Genomic DNA, 896 nt, shown 5'->3' with positions numbered 1-896 from the left:
CCCAGTTCGATACGGAAACCGCGGATCTTCACCTGATGGTCGATCCGGCTGATGTAGTCGATTACCCCGTCCGCGCGATACCGCGCCAGGTCGCCAGTACGGTAGAAACGCCCGCCCGGCTCGCCATACGGGTTGGGCAGGAAGCGCTCGGCGGTCAGTGCCGGACGTTCGAAATAACCCCGCGCCAAGCCATCGCCACCGATCAGCAACTCACCCGCCACCCCTACCGGGTTGGCCGACAGGTCTTCGCCGAGGATGTACAGCGAGGTGTTGTGGATCGCCTTGCCCAGGTATGGGTGGCTGTGTTCGCTGCTCAACGGCTGCAAGGCCGACCAGATGGTGGTTTCGGTCGGGCCATAGAGGTTCCAGGTTTGCGCACCCAGGGCCGTCATGCGCACGGCCAGTTCATCGGCCAGCGCTTCGCCGCCGCACAGGAAGCGACGACCCGCCAGGGCCCCTGCGTTAGGGCTTTCCAGCAGCATGCGCCAGGTCGACGGCGTGGCTTGCAGTAGCGTGATGCCCTGCGCTTGTACCTGCTGCAGGATCAGCTCGGGATCGCGCTGGGTGTCCTGGCTGGCCAGGACCACACGCCCGCCGACCATCAACGGCGTGTACAGCTCCAGGCCGAAGATGTCGAAAGAGAACGTGGTCAGCGACAACAGGCGATCCTGCGCACCGATCCCCGGCGCGGCGGCCATGCTGACAATGAAGTTGGTCAGCGCGCCATGGCGCACCATCACGCCCTTGGGCTTGCCGGTGGAGCCGGAGGTGTAGATCGCATAGGCGAGGTTTTCCGGGTCCAGCGTCACCTGTGGGTTTGCGCTGCTGTAGCCGCTCAGGGCCTGGCCCAGGTCCAACGCCTGCACATGAGCCGGGATCGGCAAGGCCAGATGAGC

Annotated in this window: 1 protein-coding gene; it reads right to left on the bottom strand. The window is 65.2% G+C overall.

Translation table 11 applies throughout. The annotated features are described in order from the left end of the window. The coding region (locus tag H097_RS24225; protein WP_032862973.1) for an AMP-binding protein at positions 1-896 on the bottom strand (896 nt) is incomplete at both ends.

The organism is Pseudomonas sp. FH4 (genome assembly GCF_000510915.2).
Taxonomy (GTDB): Bacteria; Pseudomonadota; Gammaproteobacteria; order Pseudomonadales; family Pseudomonadaceae; genus Aquipseudomonas; species Aquipseudomonas brenneri.
This window is presented reverse-complemented; position numbering and strand designations above follow the sequence as displayed.